Annotated in this window: 19 protein-coding genes; 13 read left to right on the top strand and 6 right to left on the bottom strand. The window is 59.2% G+C overall.

Going from position 1 to position 24,975, the window contains the following annotated elements; translation table 11 throughout:
• Positions 1–28 precede the first annotated feature (28 nt).
• Together DN745_RS10820 and DN745_RS10815 are read right to left on the bottom strand one after the other, a co-directional pair.
• Positions 29–1,105, bottom strand: coding sequence for a tetratricopeptide repeat protein (locus DN745_RS10820; RefSeq protein WP_111334738.1), 1,077 nt, complete (start codon positions 1,103–1,105; stop codon positions 29–31).
• The gene (locus tag DN745_RS10815; RefSeq protein ID WP_111334737.1) at positions 1,105–2,745 is read right to left on the bottom strand and encodes a PEGA domain-containing protein; all 1,641 of its coding nucleotides are present in this window, start codon (positions 2,743–2,745) and stop codon (positions 1,105–1,107) included. Before DN745_RS10815 ends, DN745_RS10820 begins: the two co-directional genes overlap by 1 nt.
• Before the next feature lie 26 nt (positions 2,746–2,771).
• Here DN745_RS10815 and DN745_RS10810 point away from each other — a divergent pair, with 26 nt between their 5' ends.
• Entirely contained in the window at positions 2,772–3,419 is a 648-nt protein-coding gene (locus DN745_RS10810) for a hypothetical protein (protein WP_111334735.1), read from the top strand.
• Positions 3,420–3,539: 120 nt separating this feature from the next.
• Here DN745_RS10810 and rpoZ read toward each other — a convergent pair whose 3' ends face one another.
• From rpoZ to polX, 4 genes are all read right to left on the bottom strand, one after another.
• Positions 3,540–3,779 (bottom strand): DNA-directed RNA polymerase subunit omega, encoded by a 240-nt coding sequence (gene rpoZ / locus DN745_RS10805; RefSeq protein ID WP_111334733.1) that lies wholly within the window; start codon positions 3,777–3,779, stop codon positions 3,540–3,542.
• Positions 3,780–3,924: 145 nt separating this feature from the next.
• Complete coding sequence (locus tag DN745_RS10800) at positions 3,925–5,124, bottom strand: thermonuclease family protein (protein WP_162687605.1); 1,200 nt, start codon at positions 5,122–5,124, stop codon at positions 3,925–3,927.
• A 143-nt stretch (positions 5,125–5,267) separates the two neighbouring features.
• Positions 5,268–7,001 (bottom strand): OmpA family protein, encoded by a 1,734-nt coding sequence (locus tag DN745_RS10795; RefSeq protein WP_133621770.1) that lies wholly within the window; start codon positions 6,999–7,001, stop codon positions 5,268–5,270.
• Between the two features lie 204 nt (positions 7,002–7,205).
• Positions 7,206–8,930 carry a DNA polymerase/3'-5' exonuclease PolX gene (gene polX / locus DN745_RS10790; RefSeq protein ID WP_162687604.1) on the bottom strand — a complete coding sequence of 575 codons (1,725 nt, stop codon included), beginning with the start codon at positions 8,928–8,930 and terminating at the stop codon, positions 7,206–7,208.
• Positions 8,931–9,341: 411 nt separating this feature from the next.
• Here polX and DN745_RS10785 point away from each other — a divergent pair, with 411 nt between their 5' ends.
• The 12 genes from DN745_RS10785 to DN745_RS10730 all read left to right on the top strand — a co-directional run bounded on the left by DN745_RS10785 (position 9,342) and on the right by DN745_RS10730 (position 24,921).
• Positions 9,342–10,322 carry a hypothetical protein gene (locus DN745_RS10785; RefSeq protein WP_111334727.1) on the top strand — a complete coding sequence of 327 codons (981 nt, stop codon included), beginning with the start codon at positions 9,342–9,344 and terminating at the stop codon, positions 10,320–10,322.
• A gap of 110 nt (positions 10,323–10,432) precedes the next feature.
• Entirely contained in the window at positions 10,433–12,775 is a 2,343-nt protein-coding gene (locus DN745_RS10780; protein ID WP_111334726.1) for a tetratricopeptide repeat protein, read from the top strand.
• A gap of 146 nt (positions 12,776–12,921) precedes the next feature.
• Positions 12,922–16,467: a tetratricopeptide repeat protein gene (locus tag DN745_RS10775; RefSeq protein WP_162687603.1), complete on the top strand. Its 3,546-nt coding sequence runs from the start codon at positions 12,922–12,924 to the stop codon at positions 16,465–16,467.
• Positions 16,464–17,813 carry a tetratricopeptide repeat protein gene (locus DN745_RS10770; protein ID WP_111334723.1) on the top strand — a complete coding sequence of 450 codons (1,350 nt, stop codon included), beginning with the start codon at positions 16,464–16,466 and terminating at the stop codon, positions 17,811–17,813. The genes DN745_RS10775 and DN745_RS10770 overlap by 4 nt, the downstream gene beginning before the upstream one ends.
• A gap of 148 nt (positions 17,814–17,961) precedes the next feature.
• Positions 17,962–18,192, top strand: coding sequence for a hypothetical protein (locus tag DN745_RS10765; RefSeq protein ID WP_133621771.1), 231 nt, complete (start codon positions 17,962–17,964; stop codon positions 18,190–18,192).
• A 227-nt stretch (positions 18,193–18,419) separates the two neighbouring features.
• Entirely contained in the window at positions 18,420–19,058 is a 639-nt protein-coding gene (locus tag DN745_RS10760) for a MotA/TolQ/ExbB proton channel family protein (RefSeq protein ID WP_111334720.1), read from the top strand.
• A gap of 135 nt (positions 19,059–19,193) precedes the next feature.
• The gene (locus DN745_RS10755) at positions 19,194–19,859 is read left to right on the top strand and encodes an ExbD/TolR family protein (protein ID WP_111334718.1); all 666 of its coding nucleotides are present in this window, start codon (positions 19,194–19,196) and stop codon (positions 19,857–19,859) included.
• A gap of 50 nt (positions 19,860–19,909) precedes the next feature.
• On the top strand, positions 19,910–20,503 hold the full coding sequence (locus DN745_RS10750; RefSeq protein WP_111334717.1) for an ExbD/TolR family protein: 594 nt from the start codon (positions 19,910–19,912) through the stop codon (positions 20,501–20,503).
• Between the two features lie 134 nt (positions 20,504–20,637).
• Positions 20,638–22,098, top strand: coding sequence for an AgmX/PglI C-terminal domain-containing protein (locus tag DN745_RS10745; protein ID WP_111334715.1), 1,461 nt, complete (start codon positions 20,638–20,640; stop codon positions 22,096–22,098).
• A gap of 208 nt (positions 22,099–22,306) precedes the next feature.
• Positions 22,307–22,876, top strand: a complete 570-nt coding sequence (locus DN745_RS10740; RefSeq protein ID WP_111334714.1) for a hypothetical protein — start codon at positions 22,307–22,309, stop codon at positions 22,874–22,876.
• A 139-nt stretch (positions 22,877–23,015) separates the two neighbouring features.
• A complete protein-coding gene (locus DN745_RS10735; protein ID WP_162687602.1) occupies positions 23,016–24,284 on the top strand; it encodes a porin family protein in 1,269 nt (422 codons plus the stop codon).
• A 70-nt stretch (positions 24,285–24,354) separates the two neighbouring features.
• The gene (locus DN745_RS10730; protein ID WP_111334710.1) at positions 24,355–24,921 is read left to right on the top strand and encodes a polysaccharide biosynthesis/export family protein; all 567 of its coding nucleotides are present in this window, start codon (positions 24,355–24,357) and stop codon (positions 24,919–24,921) included.
• Positions 24,922–24,975 lie beyond the last annotated feature (54 nt).

Genomic DNA, 24,975 nt, shown 5'->3' with positions numbered 1-24,975 from the left:
GGGCGATTCGATATTGGCGAGGTCGGGCTCATTGCGCGCTGCCCCCGCTGCGAGTGGCCGAGGCCCGGCGGTTCAAGAGGTCGAGATAGATATCGCTGGAGTCCTCGCCGCGGCCGACGCGTTGAAGGATCGACGCGCGCAAAGTCGCCGAATAATCGAGCAGCTTTGGGTTGCTCGTTCGAAGATGTGCTTCGAGCTCGTCCAGCGCGCTGAGCGCATCTTCATAACGCGTCGATTCGATAAGCGCGCGGACCTGAAACCAGCGAATAAAGGGCATATCCGGGTTGGCTTTGATCGCCGCGCGGCTCAGTGAGTCGGCCTGGTCAAAGCGTCCGTTGAGCAGCGCGATGGCGGCCTCGGCCAGCGGAGCCCGGCGGTCGATGACGCTCAGGAACGCCGGGTCATCGGCGAGGCTTCGGGCGGCGGCCAGGCGGTCGAGCTGCAGGTTCCAATCGTCGAGTTCCATGCGCGGCGCGGGTTGATTGGCGTCGGGGACGAGCAGGCCCTCGTACTCATTGAGCAGTTTTCGAACCAGCCGGCGCTTGAGCCCCGCGAGCTCCGGTTGGGCGTAGCCGGTGCGCAAAAGCGTCTGATAGATGCCCCAGGCGCCGCCTGCGCCCGCGCGGTACGCGTGCCCGTCCTCGATGGCCTCGCTCAGCGCATCGCGGGCTTCGGCCTGGGAGGTCGGCGTGCGCCAGATTTGCTCCCCTGCGCGCGAGGCCGACAGCCGGCGCTCCGACTGCACCTGGCCGCGGTCGTCGGCGTCGGGGGCCAGGCGCAAATAGAAGTCATAATAGGCCACGGCGTCCGGGTAGATCCCCTGCCAAAAATAGCTGCGGGCGAGGTTTCGATACGCGATCGCCTGCTCGGGATCGGCCTGAATGACCGCGCGGTATTTCTCGGCCGCGTCCGCATAATCACCCTTATTATACGAGGCGTTCGCGGCCTGCACGATTTGAGCGGTGGCGTCCGATTTCTGGGTATTCTGCGCGCCAAAGGCCGGCGACGCGAGGAAAACACAGGCGGTCGCCAGGCTCAGGGCCGCCCCGAAACGGCGCGTCTTTGTGCGAAATTTACCCGATTCTAAAAGACGTAATTTCATCATTATAGGGTCTCCGGCGGTTCGGGTTCAAAGCCAAGAATATTCGGCACGGTGAGTCCCACGCCAAGGCTGATGATATGTTCGCTGCCCGGGCCGTCATCGATATAAGATTGCGCGCTATAGCGAAGCGTCGCGAAGAAATTATGGGTGAAATAATACGACGCGCCGAGTCCGAGATTCCAGAACGCCTCCGAGTTCGACAGGGTCACCGGCGGGTCGAGTAAATCTCCGCTCGCCCGGACCCAGTCCATATTGATGCCACTTCCCAGTTCGGCGAAGACCGCGACATTTTTGAAGAAGTGGCGGTAGCGAAGTTGCAGCGGGCGAAGCTGGAGGCGCTGCAACTTCTCGATGCGCACTTCGATCGGGTCGTCGACCGCCGAGGAGCTTACGTACGCCTCGAGGTCGAGCGCGGTCGACAGATAGGACGCCGAGAGCAGCACCAGTCCGAAATTATCCCAGCTATAGCTAAAATCTAAACGCAGGCCGTTGGGGGAAACCAGGCGGCGCACGTCGTGGCGTGCCTCGCCATCCTGGCGAAAGGAAAGAAAGGAGAAGCGCGTCTCCCCGAGCGATGCTCGGTAGTCCTCAAAGGTGGTGCTTTGAAAACTATGGTCGTAGGTCAGCCGGGCGATATAGCGATTTTGCATGATGGCGTCGGCGGCGACATCGCGCAGCAGCGGGTGGGTCTCATCCATCTGCACGCGGCGCTGCACCGACTGGCCCGGGGTGAGTTCGAGGGTCTCGCGGTGGGTGTCATAGCCCGGGGCGCGCACTTCGATTTCGTAGCTCCCCTCGGGCAATTCGAGGCGGTGATTCGCCGGGCCGCGCGGCTCGCCGTCCACGATGATCTGGGCGTCGGGCGGGGTGTTCAGGAGCACAAGCGCGCCGGACTGGGCCTCCAATTGATGCTCGATGCGCTCGGACGCGTCGGCGAGCAGCGTAAAGGTGCCGCTGACCGTCTGATACCTATCCAATTCCAGCCGGTATTCGTGATCGCCGAGTGAGAGTCGGTAATTGAGCGGCGTGGTGCCCACGGGGTCGCCGTCGATCTCGACCCGCGCCCCGGCGGGTTCGCTGGTGACCGAGACGCTGGCGGTGGCGTTGAAGATCTCGCCGGCCAGCTCGAAGGCCAGGTCGCGCTCGGTCTGCGCCTGCAGTGAGGCGCGCCCGGCGACCTCGCCGCGCCGGTCCACCCAGCGACAATCGGCCACCCACTGGTCGCCCGAGCGCGAGAGCTCGACGTGGATCACCAGCGCGAGGTCCAGCGCGTCAAAGGCCAGGGTCTGCGGCGAGACGCAGGATTCCAGGCCAATGAGGCACTCGGCAGGCGCGGCTGTTTTGGCGCCGACGTACTCCTGCAATGCCTTCTCCCCAAAAAGATGGCGCGCACCTTTATTTGGGAGCGCTTCACCCAGCCCCGCGTGGAGCTTTGCGAGCGTGTTGGCTGGGGTCGTCGGGGCCTTAAAGGTCCACAAAATAACCTGTGGGCGCTCGACCTCGACCCGCGGTGGGTCGGCCGCCTGGGCCACCGATGCGGGGGCGCAGAGGCCCGCGATGAGCGCTAAGTGCGCGAAATATATGCGGAAGGCGAGTCGGTTTGGCATCCAGTTATTCATATTGCTATACTGATTATGCTTCATTCACGCAGTTGGGCAGGAGATGAGCGATGAAATCACCAAAGGCATCCATTCAGTGCACGACGAATCTACTTCATTATTTTCGCGAGGAGCTTAAGGTCGCGCTCGACCGGGTCGGTTTGCAGAGCTCCGAGAATACCGAGGCGTATCTGGTCTATTTGCTCCAGAGTTTTGTGCGCATCGACCCTGTGTTGCGCGAGGACCTCGGGTTTCAGCGCGCCGCAGGCCTCATGCTGGGCGACGCGATGAATCAACCGGGGGAGCTCAAAATCGAGGCATACCGCCGTCTGGGCGACGCGAGCCTGTTTAATTGTGGCTTCTTTGACGCCCATCTAACGCGCCGCGGCGCCGTGACGTCGCAATACTATCGCAATATCGGGCGGATTGCCTACGGGCAACTCAGCGATCTTCTGCTCGTGAAGCGCTCCGGCGAGATATTCCATCAGATCTACGAGGAATTGTCGGCCAAATTCGACCGCTTTGTCGACGCGCTGCAATGGTTAGGGCGCGAGTCGAAGCCGGCGGGGCGCGAGTTCGACAAGCCGGGGCCTGCGCCCTTTGAGTCCGAGCAGGATGTGCTGGACCCGCTGGAGAAGCTGCGCCGCGGAGAGCACCTGAACTTTGAGGATTTGAAGCGGGCGGGGTGGATCGTCGGCGCGGACCATAAGAAAAATTAGCTCCCGCGCACCGCGAGATATTTCAAGAAACACGAAAACGCGCCGGGGTAAAAACACCGCGACGCGAAGTCGTTTCTGCACAGATTTGTCGGCGAGAAGCTTAATCGACCCGGGGGGCGATTATTTGTCTTCTTTGTTCTCGCGGATCAGAACGGCAGCCAATTTCTTTTTGGTGCGCTCGTCAAACTCGACGAAGCCCGCGCCGATCTCACGCAGGGCCTGGACGGTCTCTTTGTTGCCCGAGGGGAAAAGACGCGGCGCGCCATTTCGCAGGTCACGTCCACGCTTGGTTGCGAGGATGACCAGTGCAAAACGATTCTCTACCTTTTCAAGGCAATCTTCGACTGTAACGCGTGCCATAGAACTCTCTTTTTGTAGTGCAGAAGCGTAAATATTGCGCAGTCAATGAACCCGCGCAATCAATGCGGCACCGGAAGCTAGGCGCTTCGGCTGTCTGCGTCAAGTCGAAGTATTGCCCGGCGCCCCATCGAGGGTGCGCGTTGGGTTATTCGGGCGGGTTTCTGCCGGCGCGCATCCAACTCTTCGCGTCGTATTTGATCTCGAGGTCGCCGCGATGGGTCCCGACTTCGCCCTCGACATAGATATAATGCTCGCGCCTGGGGTTGATGCCAGCCTTGCTCATGTCGACCGGCGCAAAGGCGACGACCTTGAGGTCCTTCTGGTCGCGGTGGTTGAGGTAGAGGCGCTGGGGCTTCGAGTTCCGATTAAATGAGCGCGCTTCCCCAAAGACAACGACGCGCTCGCCGATCTTCGCGTTGAGGGTGTCGAAGGCGGCGTCTGCGGCCAGATCGATGGTCTCGGGGTGGGTCTTTGCGTAGGCGCGAAATTGCTGAATCTGGTCGGCCATGCCCTTCCACCAGGCGATGCGACCGTCGTAGTCTGGGTACGCCTGGGCGTCTTTTGCCCAGATGCCGCGCTGGTTCTGCTTCGCCTCGCGCTGGGCCTGGGAGAAGGTCTCGTGCAGCCGGCGGCTATAGCCGTATTTGGTAAAATAGGGCGACATGCCCGCGCGCACGGCCTCCACATTATAATTGAGCCATTCGCCCTCGGGGGCGCCCGGCACGAGCTTTTTGGGGACGCGATCCGACTTCACCCAGACCATCACCAGGTGGCGGTCAAAGAAGCCGCGGGTGTGGGCGGGGGATTGGTATTCGACGGTGAGCGTGTCGACGTCGCGAAAGAAGTCGCGCGCGAAGCTCAACGCCTTCTCTCCCATGGGGGTGGCGAAGGTTCGGTGCCCGCCCTGGCCCGTTTGCTCGGCGAGGTAAGCCTTCCAGCTCTGGGCTGCCTTGGCCTTCTGGTCGCGGTCGCGAAAGACCTCCTCGGTATCGATATTGATCAGGCGCAGGCTCTTGTTGAATTCAACGACGCGAAGGGTGTCCCCGTCGACGATCGAACCTGGTTTGCGGCGCAGCTGCACCTCTTTGATCTTTCCGGTGGGCTCCATGCGCTCGGACGGCGCGCGCGGGGCTTCTTTCTCGACCGCCTCGGCCGGCGCCGTCTGGGGCGCCTCGACCGGGTCCGTGCTCTCGGGCGTGGGCGCGTCTTTCGACGCTTTGCATGCGCTGAGGCTCGCGCAAAGGCCGAGCAGCAGTATAAGGCGCAAGAGAGGGTTTGGGCGGCGCGCGGCGTGGGCGCGGGCCTTCGGCGTCGTCGCGATATCGGGGCGTGTGGGCTCGGTCATTTGGGAGTCTCGGGGAATGAGTGAGGGCAGGGGGGCTAACATAAAGAGAGGCCACGAAGGAAGCAATAACGCTTCACCTCGTGGCCTCTTTAACGCCATTGCGGGGCTCTTATCGGTGAGGATAGGAGCCCTGCGCAGCGCGATTACTCAGCCGAGTCATCGGACTTGGCGTCCTGCGGCATGTTGAGCTTGTCCGTGGCGTCGAGTTTCTCGGCATCCGCGGGGATCTTATTTGCCGGGACGACGCGCTTGAGCTCATCCTGCTCCAGGATGATGAACTCAACGCGACGGTTCTTCGCGGCGTCCTCTTTGCTCTCTTTTTTGCCCTCGGGGGTCTCAACCAACGGCTTGGTCGAGCCGTAGCCCTTGGAGGTCAGGCGCTCTTCTGCGACACCCTTTTTGACGAGGTAATCGTAGACCGATTTCGCGCGGTCCTCGGAGAGCTTCTGGTTGAAGGCAGCGCGGCCCGAGCTGTCGGTGTGACCCTGAATCTCGACCTTCTTGATGCGCGGGTTGTCGTTCATGACTTGTGCGATCTCATCGAGCAGGTCGTAGGACTCACGCTTGATGTCGGCCTTGGCCAGCGCGAAGAAGACCTTCTCGCTGATCTTGATGCTCTTGACGGTCACGACGACGCGTTTGATCGGGCAGCCGTTGTTGGTGGCCGGGCCGGCTTCATAGGGGCATTCGTCGACGTTATCGAGGACGCCGTCACCGTCGGAGTCGAGCGGGCAGCCGTTATTTTCGGCCGGGCCTTTGACGTCGGGGCATTTGTCGTCGGTGTCATAGACGCCGTCGCCGTCGCTATCAGCGGGGCAGCCGTCGTTCTCGGGGATGCCAGCCAATTCGGGGCACTTATCGTCGACATCGTAGATGCCGTCGCCGTCGGTGTCCGCGGGGCAGCCGTCATTTTCGGGGACGCCAGCGACGTCGGGGCATTTGTCGTCGGTGTCATAGACGCCGTCGCCGTCGCGGTCTGCGGGGCAGCCGTCATTTTCGGGGACGCCAGCGACGTCGGGGCATTTGTCGTCGGTGTCATAGACGCCGTCGCCGTCGCGGTCTGCGGGGCAGCCGTCATTTTCGGGGACGCCAGCGACGTCGGGGCATTTGTCGTCCTCATCGGCCACGCCGTCGCCGTCGCGGTCCGATTTGGTGTGCTCGGGGTACGAGCCAAATCGGAGACCAAGCGCCAGGTAGGGGCCGCCCTCGTTGAGCTCATCGCTGCTGGTGTTGGACTGGATATTGGTGCCGAAGGTCAGCCCGTCGGTCTCAACATCGTAGGGCAGGAATTGGTTGAACCCACCGCGCAGATAGACGGCCGCGTTGGTTCCCAGGTAGCGGCGCACTTCGAGGAAGGGGCGCAACAGGACGAGCGAGGTGTCCGCGCTCATGTCCGGGTCAACCGACACGCCGGCCTGGCCCATGGCCACGCCCATGCCGATCGCCATTTCCCACATATCGCGGCGGAACGCGAAAGCCGGCTCCACGCCGATATACCAGGCGCCGAAGCTCGGGTTGTCGACGAAAGGCGTGGTATACCCGCCGAAGACCGACAGGCGGGTTCCTTCGAGCAGCGAGGCCTCGACGGCCGCGTCGAAGTGGTAGAGCGCGTTCGTGTCGAACTCGCGCTGCCCGTCGAGCAGGTTCGCGTTCCAACGCTCAAGACCGTTGAAGAACACGCCGGCCTCGACGCCCGCGCCCCAGGAGGGCTTCCACTCGTACATATCCGTGGAGGTCTCGGAGGAGTCGGCGGCATCTTCGGTCTGCGCGGCGGCGCTTTCTTCTTCTTCGCCGTCCTGTGCGAGTACGGTTGCCGGGGCCATCGCAAGCAGCGAGGCGAGTATAAAAGGGTATAGACGCAGGTCGCGTAATGTCATGTTGATCCACTCCAGTTTTACAAGCTTGATAAAAATAAACAACCACTGACGGCCTTGCCATTAGCACATCGTTTCCAGCGCGTCTATTTAGGGCACTGTTTCAATATTTGCACGCAGAACGCGCATTTAGGGCAAATTAAATCGCTGCTGGCGGCTTCGAGAGCCTCGATTGGGCGGCGGCCGGCAGCGTTTGGAGAGCCCCGTTTAGCCTAGCTTCGGGCGCACGCTGGCCAGCAGGGCCGGGGCGTCGAGGGTGTTGAGGACGTCGTTGGCGGTGAGGCCAGCGCGTCTGGCCTGGCCCAGGGCGTAGCGCAGCGCGTGGAGCCCGCGGGTGGAGTGGGCGTCCGAGCCCAGGACCAACTTCGCCCCCAGGGTGTGCGCCTTTCGGGCGAGCTCGGCGTTGAGGTCGAGGCGGCCGGTGGAGCCGTTGATCTCCAGGGCGATTCCATATTCGACCGCGGCTTCGACAATCGCGTTGAAATCATAGGTGTAGCCGTCGCGCCCGCCGAGGATGCGCCCGGTGGGGTGGCCCATTTCGCTGACCAGCCCGGTCTCCATGGCGCTTAAGAGACGCTCGGTCATCGCCTTTGTCTCCATGCGGAAATGGCTATGCACGCTGGCCACGACCCAATCGCACTCCCGCAAGAGGTCGTGGTCCATGTCCAGGCTGCCGTCCTTGAGGATGTCCACTTCGATGCCGGATAAGATCTCAAAGTTATCGATCTCTTTGTTGGCGGCGCGAATTTTCTGGATATGCGCCTCGAATCGCTCGGCGGTCATGCCATTGGCGACCGTGACCGCCTGGGAGTGGTCGGTGATGGCGATATAGGAATAGCCGAGCTCCTTGGCGGCCTCGGCCATCTCCAGGATGCTCGCCCGCCCGTCGGTCTCGGTGGTGTGCATATGCAGGTCGCCGCGGATATCCTCGGCCGTGATAAGCTCGGGGAGGCGATTCTCGGCGGCCAGCTCGATCTCGGTGAATCCCTGGCGAAGCTCCGGCGGGATGAACGGAAGGTCGAGGGCCTTGTAGAGGGCTGCCTCGGTCTGCGAGGCGATGGCGGTGTCCGAGTCAATCGCGAAGACGCCGTACTCGCTGATCTTTAGGCCCTGGCGCTTCGCGCGCGTGCGCAGCGCGATATGATGGTCCTTGCTGCCGGTGAAATAATGCAGCGCGGAGCCGAAGACCTGCGCCTGGACCACGCGCAGGTCGAGCTGAATCCCATTATGCAGGCGCACCGATGTCTTGGTGTCGCCGCTCGCCAGGACTTCGGCGACCTCGGTCAACTCGACCAGCGCCTGGGTAACCTTGGCGGGCTCGGTGGTCGTGACCAGGAGGTCGATATCGCCGATGGTCTCACGCTCGCGCCGGATCGAGCCGGCGATTTCGATGCGGTCCACGCAGTCCAAGGCGGCGAGTTTGTCGCGAATGCCCTCGGCCACCCGGCGCGCTTGCGGCAGGGGAGTGCGCCCGGCGTGCGAGCGAAGGCGCTCAATCTCGCTGAGGATCCGCTCCTCGGTTTTCTTGCCCAATCCGGGCAATTCCTGGATCCTATGGGCCTTGGCCGCCTCTTCCATCGCGTCGAGGTTTGAGACCCCCAGCGCGTCATAGATCACCTTGACCCGCTTCGGCCCGAGCCCCTGGATATTCAGGATGTCGAGCAGTCCCGGGTCGAGCGTCTCCAACAGGTGGGTGTGATAATCGCAGGTGCCCGTGTCGTGTATTTGCTGGATATCCTCGGCGAGGCTCTTGCCGACCCCCGAAATATTGGTGATGGTGCCGGCTTCGAGGTGCGTTGCGATGGGATCGGTCAGGTTTTCAAGCGCACGCGCCGCGTTCTCGAAAGCGCGGACCTTGAACTTGTTCTCGCCCGCAATCTGGGCCAATTTCGCAATCTCACTCAGGATTCTTATATAATGGTCGTTATTCATGGTCGCCTCTGGGGTAGAAATATTGAGCATTCCGGCGCGAAGCGATACCAGAAAAGAGAGCGGACAGCGACCGTGACCCGGCATTGCTCCGCCCCGTAGCCGGATTGGCGCGGCGGCTAGCGTGTGCGCCGTGAATGCGTTACTTGACTCACGATGGCGAATGCATCATTCTGCGCCCGTATTCTGTTCTTTTGGGGCGTATGCTCATGATGGCTAAATTCCTAGTGTATTTGTATCAGAATAAAATTGGATGCGAACGATAGGAATCGGGGTAGAGTGGCTTTGGAGTCCGTTTTTTCGGGTTTTTAAGCCCTAATGCTGCCCCCGAAAGCGAAACAAACAACATGAAGTGACACAGCTATTACCGGCCAAGTCATTCATTTTTTGGTCAATCTCGAAGGGATTCACTGTATGAAAAAGCGATCCATTTCATTGCTGGCAGCCTCCCTGCTGGTTCTGACGGTGAGCCAATCCGCATCTGCCCAGGAAACCCCTGACGCGCAGGCGGAGCAAGCTGCTCCTGCATCATCTGAAGAAACCGCGGTCGCTCAGGCGCAAGACGAAGCCCCGGCTTCCGACGACGCTGAGCAAGACGCGCCGGCTGAGGACGCGCAGAGCGCTGAGGCTGCACCAAGCGCGGCAGCTGTCGGCGAGGCCCCCGCGGCCGAGCCGCTCACTGGCCCCGGCGGCAAACCGCTGCGCGAGGACTACCCCGGCACCGAGGAGTCCAAGCGGGCACGCATGGACACCGAGCGAATCGAAGGCCTCACCTTCAACGAAGGCGAGACCGCCGAGGATGTCTACGACCTGCGCATTCGCGAATTGGAGACCAAGGTTGACGACCTGAAAGAGACCGTCTTCCGCTCCAAGACTCGGATCGTTTTGCTCAAGGAGACCGTGCTTAACAGCACCATTTCCGGCAGCCGCGCCATCGTGAGTCACCAGAACGAGTTGGGCAACACCTATGTGCTAGAGCACGCCCTCTACTCGCTGGACGGCGCGCGGATCTTTAACGAGAAAGACAAAGACGGCACCCTGAGCGATCGGGGGCAATTTGACGTCTTTAAAGGCGCGATCGCCCCGGGCACCCACCGAATATCGGTGATGATGGAGCTCAAGGGCAGCGGCTATAAGCTCTTCAACTATATGGACGGCTACAAATTCCGCGTGCAGGACTCCTGTGAGTTCACCGCGCAGGAAGGCCGCGGCGTTACGGTTAAGGTTCGCCTCTATGAGAAGGGCGGCGCGCTGACTTCCTACGAAGACCGACTGGGCGTGGACTGCACGGTTAACCTGGTCGCGCTCTCCGAGGCAGAGGTCGTTGACGCGAAGGCGGAGGTTTCCACCGACCCGGCCGCTGCTGCCGTTGAGTCGGCGCCTGATGCGCCCTGAACGCCGCGTGTCGGCTGATGATGAGACGCGTTGAAGCGAATCGACTATTTCATTCGACGGGCCGAATAAGGCCCGCGAATGTGAAACTCGCCCCGAGTGACGTCTGACGTATGAAAGACCCAATTAAATTAAAATCCGTTTATCAACGGCTCCTCTCCCAGCGCGCCTCCGCAGGCGTGCGCGCCCAGTTTGCCGGGGTTGGGATGGCTCTCTTGCTGACGACGACCGTGGGGATGGGCGTGGCAAATGCTCAGGGCTCTCGCGCATTCACCTCCGAGTCGACCGTCCTCCAAGAGCAGGTCGTTGATCTGGAGCGGAAATACCTCAAGCCGGCGATTCTTCGCTCGCGCTACAAGGTTGAGACCCGCTTTAACGATGCCAAGGTCGCGTATCTCCTCGAGGATTACTCGCGCTCCTCGCTATTGTTTGTGGGTCTCGTAGAGGACCCGAAATTTCAGACCGAGAATACATACCCCGAGGCGCTCTACCTGCTCGCGGATAGCCTGTATCTGCAGCGGAATCTGGTCGCCGCGCGCAATTATTTCGAGCAATTGATCAACCTCGGCGACGGTCCCTACTACCAGGTCGCGGTGGTGAAATTGCTGGAGCTTTCGGCAAGAACCGGCAATTACGAGGGGGTCGACGAGCTCTACGCTACGCTGGACGCCAAGGCGAAGCTTAACCCCGCCGTGAACTATGTTCGCGCCAAGGTTCTATACCGCCAGGGGCGCTTCGCCGACGCGCGCCGCCTGTTTCAAAAGGCCGAAGAAGACCCCGATCTTAGCATGCGCGCCGCCTACTATCGCGGCGTCGCCTTCGTCGCAGACGAACAGCTCGAAAACGGTCGCCAGGTCTTCGAAGAGATTATCGCGAATTATAAGCCCGAGACCCCGGCCCAAAAGCGCATTTTGGACCTCGCCTATCTGGGCGCGGGTCGTGTGGCCTACGAGACGAAGGACTACCCCAGCGCCATCGACTTCTATCAGCACCTGGACCGAAATAGTCCCTATTTCGACCAGATGCTCTACGAGTTGACCTGGACCCTGGTCGCGCAGGAAAAATACGAGGCGGCGAGTCGGGTCACCGATATCTTCATGTTCCTGTCGAACCCCGACCCGGCCTTTGTGCCGAAGGTGCGCCTTCTGCGCGCGGACCTTCAGCTGCGCCTTGGCAACTACGACGCCGCCGCCCAGAGCTATAACGACGTCGTCGAGACCTTCATGCCGCTAAAGCGTGAGCTCGATGAGTTCGTCGACGGCAGTCGCGATCTTGAGGTCTTCTTTAGCGACCTGGTTGAGTCGCAGATGCGCGGCGAAGAATCCGAGTATATGCCGACACTGGTGGCTGAGTGGGTCCAGGGGAGCCCGGTTCTGTCGAAGGCCAAGCGCACCGGCGCCGACCTGGGCGAGATTCGCGAGCAAATCGCCGAGGCGGAACACGCCCTCGACGAAATGGACGCTCGCCTTGCATCGGGCGCCCGCATTCAGTCCTTCCCTCAGTTGGCCGAGGGCATGGTGCTCGCCGCCACGCTCGAGACCCGGATCGTGAATCTGCGCCAGGAAATGGTGAAGGCCGAGTATAAACAGGCGGTCTCGAAGATGTCGCCGGCTCAGAAGGCGGAGTGGCAGGAGCTTGAGCGCGAAGCCGAGCTGCTGCGCGCGCAATATAAGGCGGCGCCCAGCACGAAGTCGGAGGTCGAGGCACGCATCGCGCGCATCGACTCGCGCTTCGCGTCGATGCGCCGCGAACTCGACACCATTACCTTCGAACTCGACAGCCAGAAGGAGCAGCTGCAAGCCATCGAGACGTACCTTGCGCAAAACGCAGGTCAGCCGATGAGCGAAGATCGCGCTCAGAAAATTGCCGAGCTTCAGACCGCCGCGCGCGCCGATATTCAGAACCTGCGTGACTTGCAGGCGGCGCTTCGCTCGCGCATTAGCGTGGAGCGCCAGCGCCTCGGCGTGGGGGACCAGGTGACCTCGAAGGAGAGCCAGGTTCGCGCCAGCTATAGCGACGTGCTCGCCCGGCAGCGCAGACTTATCTCGCAGGCCGGCGGTGGGGCGGACAGCTCCGATATGCGCGTCGCCCGCGAGAATCTCGCCGAGGCTGAATCCCGATTGGCTGGGTTTTCTGCGCAAATGGACCGCTTCGTCAGCGAGCGTAGTGAGGAGCTTCTCGAAGACCTCGCCCGCGAAATGCAGCTGCTGGCACAGCTCGACCAGACCGCCCAGGAGTTGCTTACTAACTCCAAAGATCTGACCGCAAACGTCGCCCATCACAGCTTTTTGGCGGCCCAGCACGATTTCAATCAGATCATCATGCGCGGAGACATCGGCTTGATCGATGTCGCGTGGCAGAAGAAAGAAGACGCCACCCGTCAGATTAATCAACTTTTCGAAGATCGAACCGCAGAACTTAAGACATTGCAAGATGCATTTGAAGAAGTTCGATGACACTCGAGTGATCGGGCCGCCGGCGCAGACGCTTGCGCGGGCCTGATCCGGACGTTCGAAGCACCAGGCTGAACATGCTCTCTTGGAAATTTCAACGTAGCACTTCCTCTCCGCTGCGCGCCGCGGGATGCGTCCTCTGTCTCTGTGTGGGGTTTGCATCCCCCGTGGTCGCCCAGGACGCCCCTCCGCCCGATGAGAATCAGGTCGAGGCCACCGGCGAAGCCGCAAACGAGCCCGCCGCCACGGAGTCGGCCGCCACGGATGTCGACGCGCCAGAGGTGGCCGATGACGCCGACCCGGCCGCGGTCGCGCGTGCGGAGGCGCTGCGCGAGTACCAGGAAGCCTATAAGCACTATTCCGCTGAAATGGATGGCTATAAGGCGACCGTCGACTCGATCGTCGAGGCTGAATATAACCGGCGCGTCGCACAGGTGAACGCCGGCTATAGCTCGAAGATCAGCACGCTTGATGCGGTCGAGCAGCGGCGACGAAATGAGGCCATCGCGGCCTTCGAAGAGTATATTCGTCGCTATCCTCGCACCCCCGGGTACACGCCGGATGCCCTCTTTCGACTCGCCGAGTTGCATTTCGAGAAGGCCAACGCCGACTACCTGAGCGCCGACGAGGCTTATCAGTCCGAGATGCAGGCGTATGAGGACGGCGAGCGTGCCGACCCACCGGCGTTGCCCTCGCGTGATTTTACGCAGACGGCCATGCTCTTTCAGCGTCTTGTCGATGACTGGCCCGACTATGAGCAAGTCGACGGCGCCCTGTATTTGCTCGCCTACACCAAGTTGCAGAGTAACGAGGAAGAGGCCGCGCGTGACCTGTTGATGACGTTGGTCGACAAATACCCGGAGAGCCGCTTCGTTCCCGAATCATGGGTGCGCATCGGTGAGTATTGGTTCTCGGCCTCTGATGGCGCCGAAGACCTCGAAAAAGCCCGCTACGCCTACGAACAGGCGATGCAATATAGCGACAGCGACTTCTTCGATAAGGCGCTCTATAAGTTGGCGTGGACGTATTATCGTCTCGACCAATTCGATAAGGCGATCTCGGAATTCAAGCGCCTCGTCGAGTATAGTGACGAGCAAAAACGCATCACCGGCCGCTCCGGTTCGGTGCTTCGCGCCGAGTCGATCCAATATATCGCGGTCAGCCTCGCCGAGCAGGATTGGGATCTCGATGGCGCCGTGGACGACCAGTTCGGGATGCCGCGAGTGCGCTCCTATCTTGGCGGCGATGAGCCCTACGAGCGCGAAGTTCTGGTGCAGCTGGTCGAGTATATGTTCGACAATACCCGCTACGATATCGCGGGCGATGTCATCACCTATACGCTCGAGAAATATCCGCGCGACGCAGAGAATCCGCAGCTCCACGAGAAGTTGATCCTCTCAATGGTGCGCGACGGTCGACAGGACGCCGCGTTCCAGGAGCGCAGCAAGCTGCTCGCCTATTACGGCCCCGAGAGCGACTGGTACGCGTATCAAAAGCGTGTCGGGCGTGAGACGCCGCTGCGCTACGCGAATAACCTGGTTAAAGACAACCTGATTCAGTCGGCGACCTGGTTCCACGAGCAGGCGCAGAACCTCAAAGACGAGGCCATCGTCCGCCAGGACGAAGACATGCTGGCCTTGGCGCGGGAGCGCTATAAGGCCGCTGCTTCGGGGTACGCTGATTTCCTCGCGCGCTACCCGAACGACAAAGATGTTTATCAGTGGAATTTCTATTACGCCGAATGTCTATTCTATTCGGCGCAATACGACCCCGCCTACGAACAGTATAAGGTCGTTCGCGAGCTCGATCTCGTGAAGAATACGTACCAAGAAAAAGCTGCCTTCAACGCCATTAAAGCGCTTGAGTTCGACATTCAAGAGCGCGTTGCGCGCGGCGAAATTGGCGGGCGAGCGCTCACCGGTGGCGCCGCCGACGACGCGCGCGAGGCCGCTCAAAAGCAGGCCGACGACACTCCGCAGGCTGCCGATAATGATGGTCAGATCGTGACCATCCAACCCGACCCGATCCCCGAGCGCGTTTACCAATACGTGACGGCGATGGATCGCTACGTGGTCCTGGGCCTTGAGAATGACGGCGACCCCGAACTCGACCTTAAATTCGCGTTCCAAGCCGGCAAACTCTTCTACGATTATAAGGACTATAACACCGCGCGTGAGCGCTTCGCGTGGGTTGTCGACAATTATCCGGAGAACGAGCTCGCGTATCTGTCGGGAAGTTTGATTCTTGAGACCTACCGCCAGGAAAAAGACTACGCGAATCTGTCGATGTGGGCTGAGAAGTTGAGCACGGTCATCAAAGGTGACCAGGCGCAGGCCATCAAAGACGAGGTCCGTCAGTTCCAGCTGGGCGCGATGTTTAAGTCCGCCGAGCAGCTCTTTCAGGCGAAGAAATATGACGAGGCGGCCGCTGAGTACCTGCGCCTGGTCAACAACGCCCCCGACCATCCCTTTGCCTCCAAAGCGCTTAATAACGCCGCGGTTGCCTACGAGAATGTCGGTAAATATGAATCGGCGATGAACCTCTTTGAGCGAGTGAATCGGGACTACCCGAACGATCCGCTCGCCGGCTACGCGCTCTACCGTGTGGCGGTGAACTCCGATCGCTTCTTCGACTTCGACAAGGCGATCCAGTCCTACGAGCTCTTCTACGAGAAATATAAGGGCGACAACTCGGAGACCCTGAGCGCCATGGGCTTTGATGTGCCCGAGCGCCGTCAGACCGCGCTTCGGAGCGCGGCGGTTCTTACCGAGAATTTGCAGCGCTATACCAAGGCCGCGAGATTGTTCGAGAAGTATGTCGACAACTATCCGGGCGCCGAGGACGCAGCTGGCGCGCAATGGCAGGCCGTCCAGAATTGGAAGAAGGCCGGCAACCAGCGCGCGATGACCAACGCGATCGGCGTGCACCGTCGCAAATTCGGCAGCCGCTCGGAGGAGACCGTGCGTGTCCTCGAAGGCATGACGATGATCGCCGACAATTACGCGCAGGCCGGCAACCGCACCCGGGCGTTGGCCGAATATAATAATATCGTCAAAGAATACCGCACGCGCGGCATCGAGAGGGGACAGCCCGGCTCGTATTTCGGGGCCAAGGCTCGCTTCGAGCTCGCCGAGGATGAATTCCAGCAGTGGAAGAAGATCCAGATCAAAGGCAGCATGAAGCAGCAGGGTAAGTTGCTGGAGAAAAAGGTCGCCGACCAGAAGATCGTCGCGGCCTCGTTCCAGGATGTCTTCAACTACGGCAGCCTTGAGTGGACCCTCGCCGCGTACTTCCGTACCGGCAGCATCTATGAGGAGTTCGCCAAAGCTCTGTACAATGTGCCGATTCCCTTCGAGGAGGGCACCGAACAGTGGGATATCTACCGCACCCAGCTCGACGATATGGTCGTCCCGCTCGAGGATAAGGCGATCGAATTCTACGAGGGCGCCGTTCAAAAAGCGCGCGAAGAGAAGGTCGTCAACGAGTGGACCAAGCGCACGCTCGAGCACCTCAACGAGTATATGCCCGCAAAATATCCTCTCTATAAGGAGGAGCGCCGCGAGGTCGCACAGCGCACGCGCACCGGCGGCTCGTATATGGGCGCCGAAACGTATCAGGAGAGCCTCGTGGCTCCCGTGCCGGCTTCGCCCGACGCGAGCGAGTCCGCGGAAGATCCGCAGGGAGAGCAGCTATGATTGACCTTATTAACGGATCACGAATCGCCCGATTTGCCCTGCTCGCCGCGCTGTCGGCCAGCGTCGGGGCGTGCTCGACCGCGGCCCCCAAGCCGGACGCGAAGAGCGCGCTTGAGACCGACGTCACACCGGCGAGTGAGCAGAAGATCGCGAGCTCGGATGAGTTGACCCAAGACATGCCAGAGCCCGATGGGGCTTCCGGCGACGCGGCGGTCTCGCCGAGCGCAGAGTCAAAGCTAAGCCGTGGATTTATCTCCGACCTCGAGTCGGCGCTTCGCTCGGCGCGCAGCGGCGACCGCAATGGGGCGGTCGATCGGCTTCAAAACCTGGTGTCGGACGCGGACGGCGGCTTCCTCGCCGCGTATAACCTCGGCGCGCTCTACGAGAACGAGGGCGACTACGCCAACGCGGCGAAGCGCTACTCCCAGGCGCTTAGCAAGAATCCTGACTTTTCGCCCGCGCTGCTGAATCTGGTGCGCCTTTATATTCGCCTGGACCAGCCCGCCGACGCGCGCAAGATCGCGCAGCGCTATTCGGAGTTGCGTCCCGAGAATATGACCCACCGCGCGGTGGCGCTCGAAGTTGACCTCACCGAGGGCAAATACGAGGAAGTCATCCGCAAGGCGAAGCAAATTCTTCGTCGCGCCGAGACCAACGTCGAGGCTATGATGGTGATGGCCCAGGCAAATATCGAGCTCGATCGACTGGAGCTTGGCGCCGCGATTCTGTCGCGCGCCCGCGAGCTTCGCCCGAACCGCGCCGAGATCTACTATAAGCTCGGCCAGATTCGGATTAAGCAGGAGGAGATGGACGACGCGATGGTACTATTGCGCCGCGCGATCGAGCTGAACGCGGACTATCCCGAAGCCCACAATAACCTCGGGATTCTCTATCATCGCGCGGGGGATTATCAGTCCGCCTCGGATGAGTTCAGCGCCGCGATCGCCAGCTTCCCGGATTATAAAGAAGCCTATCTTAACCTTGGAAACTCATTGAAAGGGCAGGGCGAATTTACCCAGGCCGTTTCGAGTTTTAATAAAGCCCTCAAGATCGACCCGAAATACGATAAAGCCCTGTTTAATCTTGGGGTCATCTACCTTGATAGTGATATCGAGGGGGTCGATAAGATCGCGCGGCTAAATAAGTCGATCGAGTATTTCGACCAATATAAGGCCGCGGCCGCCAGTAAGATCGCAAAGGATGACCCTTCGGACAAATATGTAAGGGAAGCCCGTAAGTCGATCGAAGATGAGAAGGCGCGCCAGGAGATGATGCGTCAGGCGCAGATGCAGGTCGATGATGAGGGCGCGGACGTTGAGGATGACGGTGAGTCATTCGAGGAGTAAGCAGCGCGACCACCGATATACGGCGTGTTTCGATTCAAATCGAGAAACTGCTGTACTTCGGCAATACGCTCGCTTAAGATGGCCAAGAATCAACAGGATTGCGTTGGAGAATCATATGCGACCAGATCGAAAAATCGTGGCAACTATAATGCGTGCAGCACTGACCGGGATATTCTTGGTTGGCTCCATGGTATTTGCCTCGACCGCGTTCGCCCAGCAGGGCGTCATCGACCTGGAAGAGACCGTAATCAAGGGACGCATCCAGAAGCCGGAGGCATTCTATATTTTGCAGCCGGCCAATCTTGATTACGAACCCTTTAAAGAGAAGCCTTCCTTCATCCCCGAGCTGATTAAGACGGTGGATGAGAAAGAGTTCTGAGGCAGTTGTTGCCTCGCCAAAGGAACGCCGCATTGCTCGGTCTGATTCCTTGTGCTATAGAAACGTCTCCTCGTTTTGGAACTTTAATCCTGGACTGATTCGGGAGCGGATTTCAAAGAGCGTTTAGCACACGAGGCAACGGCAGAAGACAATTGGAGATGTTCGGGCTTCGAGCGAAGCCCCACAGAGTTTTTAGACACAAATTACCCATGGAGAGGTAACAGGACATGAACGACATTGCTAATGCATTCCGCGCCGATGGTGCTATCTGGATGTATCTCATCCTTGCAACGAGTATCATCGCGATCGGCATTGCGATTGAACGCTTCATCTTTCTTTTCTTTAAGTACAACATCAACGCGCAAGCGTTCATGGCGCAGATTCAAAAGCTTGTCATGGCCGACAATATCGACCGCGCCATCAAGCTGTGCAACGCCGCTCCGACCCGCGCCCTGCCGCGCGTCATCAAAGCTGGCCTGACCCGCGCCGACAAAGGCGAGGTCGAGATTCAGAACGCTATGGAAGAGATTTCGCTTGAAGTCGTTCCGATGGTTCAAAAGCGTACGCCGGCCCTGGCCGCGGTCGCTAATATCGCGACCCTCCTCGGTCTTCTCGGTACCGTTATCGGTCTGATCGACGCTTTCAAGGCTCTCGAGTCGGCTGACCCGTCGATGCAGCAGCAGATGCTCTCGGCTGGTATCGCGCTTGCTATGAGTACGACCGCTTTCGGTCTTATCGTGGCAATCCCGACGCTTACCGCTCACCTTATCCTCACGGGTATGACCAAGAAAATTCTCGACGAGATTGACCTTTATAGCGTCAAACTTGAGAATATGCTGGTCACGCGCGGCAAAGGTGCGCAGTAATTCTAGCACGCATGAATTGCCCGTGAGAGTGGGCGACTAAATGGGCAGCTCCGCGGCTCCTCAAGAGAGCCGCGGGGCACCTCGCAAACCGACGGGCACCGTGTATCCGTGCCGTTCGATTCAAGGAGAGCAATTATGGCGCGTTCCAAACGCGAGTCGTCTGACGAAGTACCAGAGCTCAACCTTCTGTCTTTCATGAATATGGTTGTTATTCTGATTCCGATGCTTCTGCTATCGGTTGTCTTCATCCAGGTCGGCGTAATTAATATCACCGCTCCAAAGCTTTCGGTTGGTTCCTCGACGGAGCCACCCCCGGAGCAGGAAGAGGAGCCGCTTAACCTTACTATCGCGATTAACGCGAAGGGCTTCCGGATTGCCGCACGCTCGGCACAACTCGACCCGATGGAAGGCTGTCCGCAACCTGGACCGACCATTTGTCTGGCCAACCCTGAAGTCAACGTCGCTGCCAAGTTTGACACGGCTCGCGCACAGCTTGCCAAGGGCGATGTAGAAGGCGGAGAGAAGGCGCTTGCCGAAGGTTGGTCTGCGTATAACTTCCGTGAGCTTTATAACACGCTTGTGAAAGTCAAAAAGCAATATCCGAAGGAAACGGTTGTTAACCTCACCGCCGACGCTAGCATTCCTTATGTGGTGCTGGTTCAGGTGATGGACGCAGTTCGCTACGTTCGTGAGAAAGACTCCTATTCCGATACCGCCGAGTTCTTCGACGCAGATGCTAAGGTCGAAGCTAACGCTCCGGTTGCGTTGTTTAGCGACCCGGTCCTTTCGGTTGTTCAGTAAAATAAGCGCTTTCGCAGTGTAATTGCGCCTCGGCGCATGGGAGATAAGAGATGGTGGATAAGGCAGGTATCACAGGCTTCGACCAAGACGAAGAGAAGTGGATTCAGGAGCAGCGCAAGCGCAAGGCGAACAAAAAAGGTCGTTCTGAAGAAGGTGGCGCGACGCTGGGCATGAACTCCTTCATGGATATTCTTGTCATCATGCTCGTGTTCCTTATGAAGAACTTCGGTGACCTTCCGATTAAGGTCGCTGGCCCGGACCTCCAGGTCCCGACCAGTATCACCCAGTTGGGCGCCGAGGATATGACGACGATCACGATTTCGCGTAAAGCGATTCTCGTGAATAGCGACCAGGCCGTCGACATTAAAGACGGAGACGTCGACAAGAGTCAGAAGAAGGGCGGCGAGGCGAGTCTGCATATCCAACCGCTCTTTGATAAAATTGTCGAAGAGAATAAGAAGGCGAAACGATTGGCCGAACTTCTGGGTAAGAAGCACGAGCCCGTCGTGACCATCGTCGCTGACGAGACGACGCCCTATCGCTTGATCACCGAAGTCATGTATACGGCGGGTCAGGCTGAATTGAGTAAGTTTAAGTTTGCGGTAATCAAAGGCCAGGCAGCAGAACTTGGACTTGGTTTTTAATATACTTGGGACGTGTCGCCACAGACCCATCGAGAATTTACGGGACAAAGGGGACACAAAGAGTCGACCAGTATCGCGCCTCTTTGGTTCTTTTTGTCCCGTTCTGACGTACTGGCGAAGCGCAAGGAATCTTCATGTCCAGTAAATCCGGCAGCAATAAGTCCGGCAAAAAAGTGCTTCGTATCGGTCTTATTCAGAATGGTAAGATCCTCGAAGAGCGGGTATTTCGCGCAGCCAGTAATGTGCGCGTTGGTACGGATATCTCGAAAAACGAGCTTGTCGTACCTGCCTCCAATTTGCCGAAATCCTTTCAGGTTTTCGAAGCCGCTTCGGGCGCCTATACCCTGTGCTTTGACTCCAAGATGACCGGTCGAGTGTCGACCGGTAACGGTGTTCGCACCCTTAAGGAGTTGATCAGCCAGGGGAAGGCGACTAAGACCGCGACGGGTTATAGCGTCGCGCTGACGCCTCGCGCTCGCGGAAAAATCCAGATTGGCGAAGTCACGATCCTATTTCAGTTCGTGACCCCTCCGCCTCCCATCGCACGACCCGTGTTGCCCGCATCGATGCGTGGTGGCTGGTTCAGGGGGATGGATTATTACCTGGTCGCAATGATCGCCTTGTCGGCGTTATTGCAGATCGGGTTCGTTACCTACCTTCAGTTGCATGAGTGGCCCGAGCAGATCGACGGGCTCAATCATAATATTCCCGACCGCTTTGTCGAATTGATGAAAGCGCCGGAGCCTGAAGAGCCAATCGTGCCCGATGCGGTCGAGACGCCCGAGGACGGCGACGGAGAGCCCGACGACTCGAAAGAGGCGAAGAAACCGGACCCGAAGCCACCCGTGAAGTCGGAGCCGAAGAAGACCGAGGCGGATCCCAAGCCTTCGACTGAAGAGAAGCCGGCGCCCACCGCAGAAGAGATCGCGGCGGCGAAGGCGGCCGAGAAGAAACGGATGGAGGACGAAGTTCGTAACTCCACGATGCTCGGCAAGCTCGGATCGGTGAACGGAGACGGACCCTCGATCGTAGACAGCCTCGTCGACGGTGCAGCAAACGTTGGCATGGACGAAGCTTTCGCCGACACCAAAGGCGTTAAAGAAGGCGTCGCGGGCTATGAAAAGAGTGGTCTTCGCAGCGGCGGTTCCTCGGACGCTGACGGTTCTGGTTCCACCGCGAGCATCGGTGACCTGGGCGCAAGTAGCGGTACCAAGAAGGCCGAGAAGGGCGTGGACACCGGTTCGAAGAAAGAAGAGAAGGTTACCGCGAAGATGGATATCAAAGACGGGAACCCCGTCGTTGGTACCGGTACCCTGGATGCCAATAGTATCTCGAAGGTCGTTCAGCGAAACGCCAAAGCGATTCAGAGTTGCTTCGAGCGTGTCCTTAAGACGAACCCGAACGCCGGTGGCAGACTCGTCATCACCGTTACGATCGGGCGAGCGGGTCGACCCACCAGCGTTAAAGCGAATACGTCGATCGGCGGCGGCTTTAAGAGCTGTACGGAAAGGGCGGTTAAGTCCTGGAGATTCGATCGTCCCAAAGGTGGCGACGTAATGTTTAACAAGACATTCGTCCTACAGGGTTCCAAATAAGCACCTCCCGAAGGGGTATTCCACGAAGGTTTGTGGAATACCCCTTACTTAATCTCTGTTTTTACCAACACGGCCGTCTAGCTTCTTGATGTTCGCTGCATCATTGGCTAGGGTGGGCGGTGCAATAGTAGTATTTTTTGGGTCGGCTCTATCGTTTCTAGTTACTTTGGCGACCCGCGAAGGTGGAGATAAAATGCGATTTTCTAAAATGATCAAATATACCTCGCTCGTTCTGGCCCTGCAGTTTGTCGGCGCGACAGCTGTCTGGGCTCAAGATACGGCCGCCTCCGAGGGTATCGCCGCAGGCGACGTCTCGTTGGTGGATGAGAATATCGATGCGATGTCTAACGCGGAGAAGCTCAGTCGTGGGGCCGATAAGATCAAGCAAATGCGTGGCACCTTGGCGCAGACCAATAAAATGCTCGAGAACGTGCGAAGCCAGGATGAGGATATCATTCGGGTGAACTGCGTGAACGAGAAGGTTGCGTCCATGAAGGGCTTCGTGAAAGTCGCGGAACAAAGCTATACCAGTTTGAACGGTGCGGTCAGCGCGAAGGACGACGGCGCGGCCAAGCATCACTACACCCTTATCTCGGTCGGCGGTGAAAAGGTTCGCACCTTGGCGAGCGAAGCCGCTCTGTGCACCGGTGAGGAGATGCGATTTACCGGTACTACCGAGATTAACGTGGAAACCCCTGACACCGTTGACGACTTCTTTGACGAGCCGGCGGACGTTTTCCTCGTCACCGACCTGCCAGAGCTGACCCCGTACCAATAAGCGATCCCTCCCCTAAATTAGGAGGGGTGTCGCCCTGCGGGATTGTTGTTGAATTATATATTGATGTGCAGCTTTCGCTGATTTGGAATTAAGTATGATTTCCCCCAAAACTCCGTTCATTTTTGCTGCCGGCGTTCTTTTGACGCAGGTAGCTTTCGGCTCGGTGGCGTTTGCCGAAGCTGGAGACTCCTTACACTCAGACCAGGGGTGGACACTAAGCCCCTCGTTGCGGTTGTCCGGGACTTATAACTCCAACGTCTTTCGCGCCGCCGAGGACGAAACGGCGTCCACCGTCGCCGGTGCGCCGGTCATGGGGATTCAGCCGGCCGTCGCGATCGCCAGTCCGCGTGAGCGTAACTTCCTGCTTGATTTGGACGGCGGGCTGCGCTGGGACCAATACTTTGATGTTGGTGATGATGCCTCTTTCGACGTGGGCGGCCAGAGCGGGTTAAGCGCTTATGGTAATCTGAGCGCGATCATCAACCCGAAGGGGACCGTGAGCCTCAAACTCGACGAGGCGATCGTTCGCAGCAACGAGCCGTCGCCCTATACCGGCGAGAATTCCTATAATTGGATCACTAACGAACTGGGTGGCGTCATTGGGATTCGTCCCGGCGGGGACGTGCTCTCCTTTGACCTTGGTTATCATTGGAAGCTCTACGATTTCGATACCCCGGCGCTTGAGACGCTGGACCGCGACATTCACAATTTTGATCTCGACATCAACTGGAAATTCCTGCCTAAGACGTCCTTGTTGGCGATGGCTGATTTCCGCCTGGTACGTTGGGCAGAAACCGCACGAGTGCCCGCACGTGATGATGTTGGCTATCCGACGCTGAATAACAATAATAATAACCCGCTGCGCGTGCAGGGTGGGTTGTCGGGGCTGTTGACCGAACGGTTGTCGGTTCAGGCCTTGGCAGGTTACGGCGCGTCGTTCCACGACGCGGGCGAAACCTTCAGCGGCGTCATCGGCTCCTTTGCCCTGGCATATGCTTTCGGCCGGCTTGACCTGAACAATAAAGTGGGCGCCGGTTATCGTCGTGACTTCGGCGAAGCCTCGATCGGTAACTATTATACATCGCACCAGGTTTACGCTGAGTACGTGCAGAACGTCCTCGACAAGCGCCTGTCCTTTAATCTCAACGGGCGCTTCGAGGCGCGCGACTACTCCGCGCCGACGACCACCTTTGGCTCGGACCTGTATGACCTTCTGCTCGTCGGCACCGCCGGCGCGGGTTTCTACGCGACCAATTGGTTGAAGTTCGGTCTTGATTATACGCTCACAACGAACCTGACCGATAACGAGTATTCAATCGCGGCGGTTGACCCCTCAGACCCCTCCATCTCGGTCTTGCGCGGCTATACCCAGCACCTCGGCACCTTTAGCATGACGGCCAAATATTAAGTTGAAGAATCAAAGATATGTTTCGGCCGCATCGCTCGCCGTTTTAATAGTCGCTATTATCGGGGGACTCATGGGTTGCGCGGGGGACCGCGTTGACCCGGCTTACGAGGCCCTCGTAGCGCAACAGACGACCGGCAACACTCCTGTTGCCGGTTCGCTTGGTCCTGGTGATAAATTCTCCCTGCGCGTCCATGATGAAAAAGAGTTGTCGGGTGATTTTACGGTCTCCTCCGATGGGACCGTTAATTATCCATTCGTCGGGCGTATTTACGTCAGCGGGATGACCTGCGGAGAGATTGAGCGCACCGTCACCGAGGGATTGGCAAACGGATATTTGCTCAATCCGAGCGTCTCCTGCTCGGTCGTCGAGTATAACTCGAAGAAGGTCTTCGTCTTCGGTGAGGTTAAGAAGCCGGGGAGCTATCCCTATAGCTCGAATCTGACGCTGGTGGACGCCTTCGCCCTCGCCGGCGGAGTCACAGCGCGCGCCAACGCCAACAGCACGAAGCTTACGCGTCGGGTGCAGGATGCCGACGTGCAGGTTCGTGTCCCCATGCAGGAGGTGGTCGAGGGGCGTCGCGCGAACGTGAGGTTGCTCCCCGGTGACATCATCTTCGTGCCCGAGTCGGCTTTCTAAACCGAGGGAGGCTCCGTGCCTTAAGCCTTAGTTGCACCCAGAGAAAAGCACCGC

It is taken from the genome of Bradymonas sediminis (assembly GCF_003258315.1).
Lineage (GTDB): Bacteria > Myxococcota_A > Bradymonadia > Bradymonadales > Bradymonadaceae > Bradymonas > Bradymonas sediminis.
This window is presented reverse-complemented; position numbering and strand designations above follow the sequence as displayed.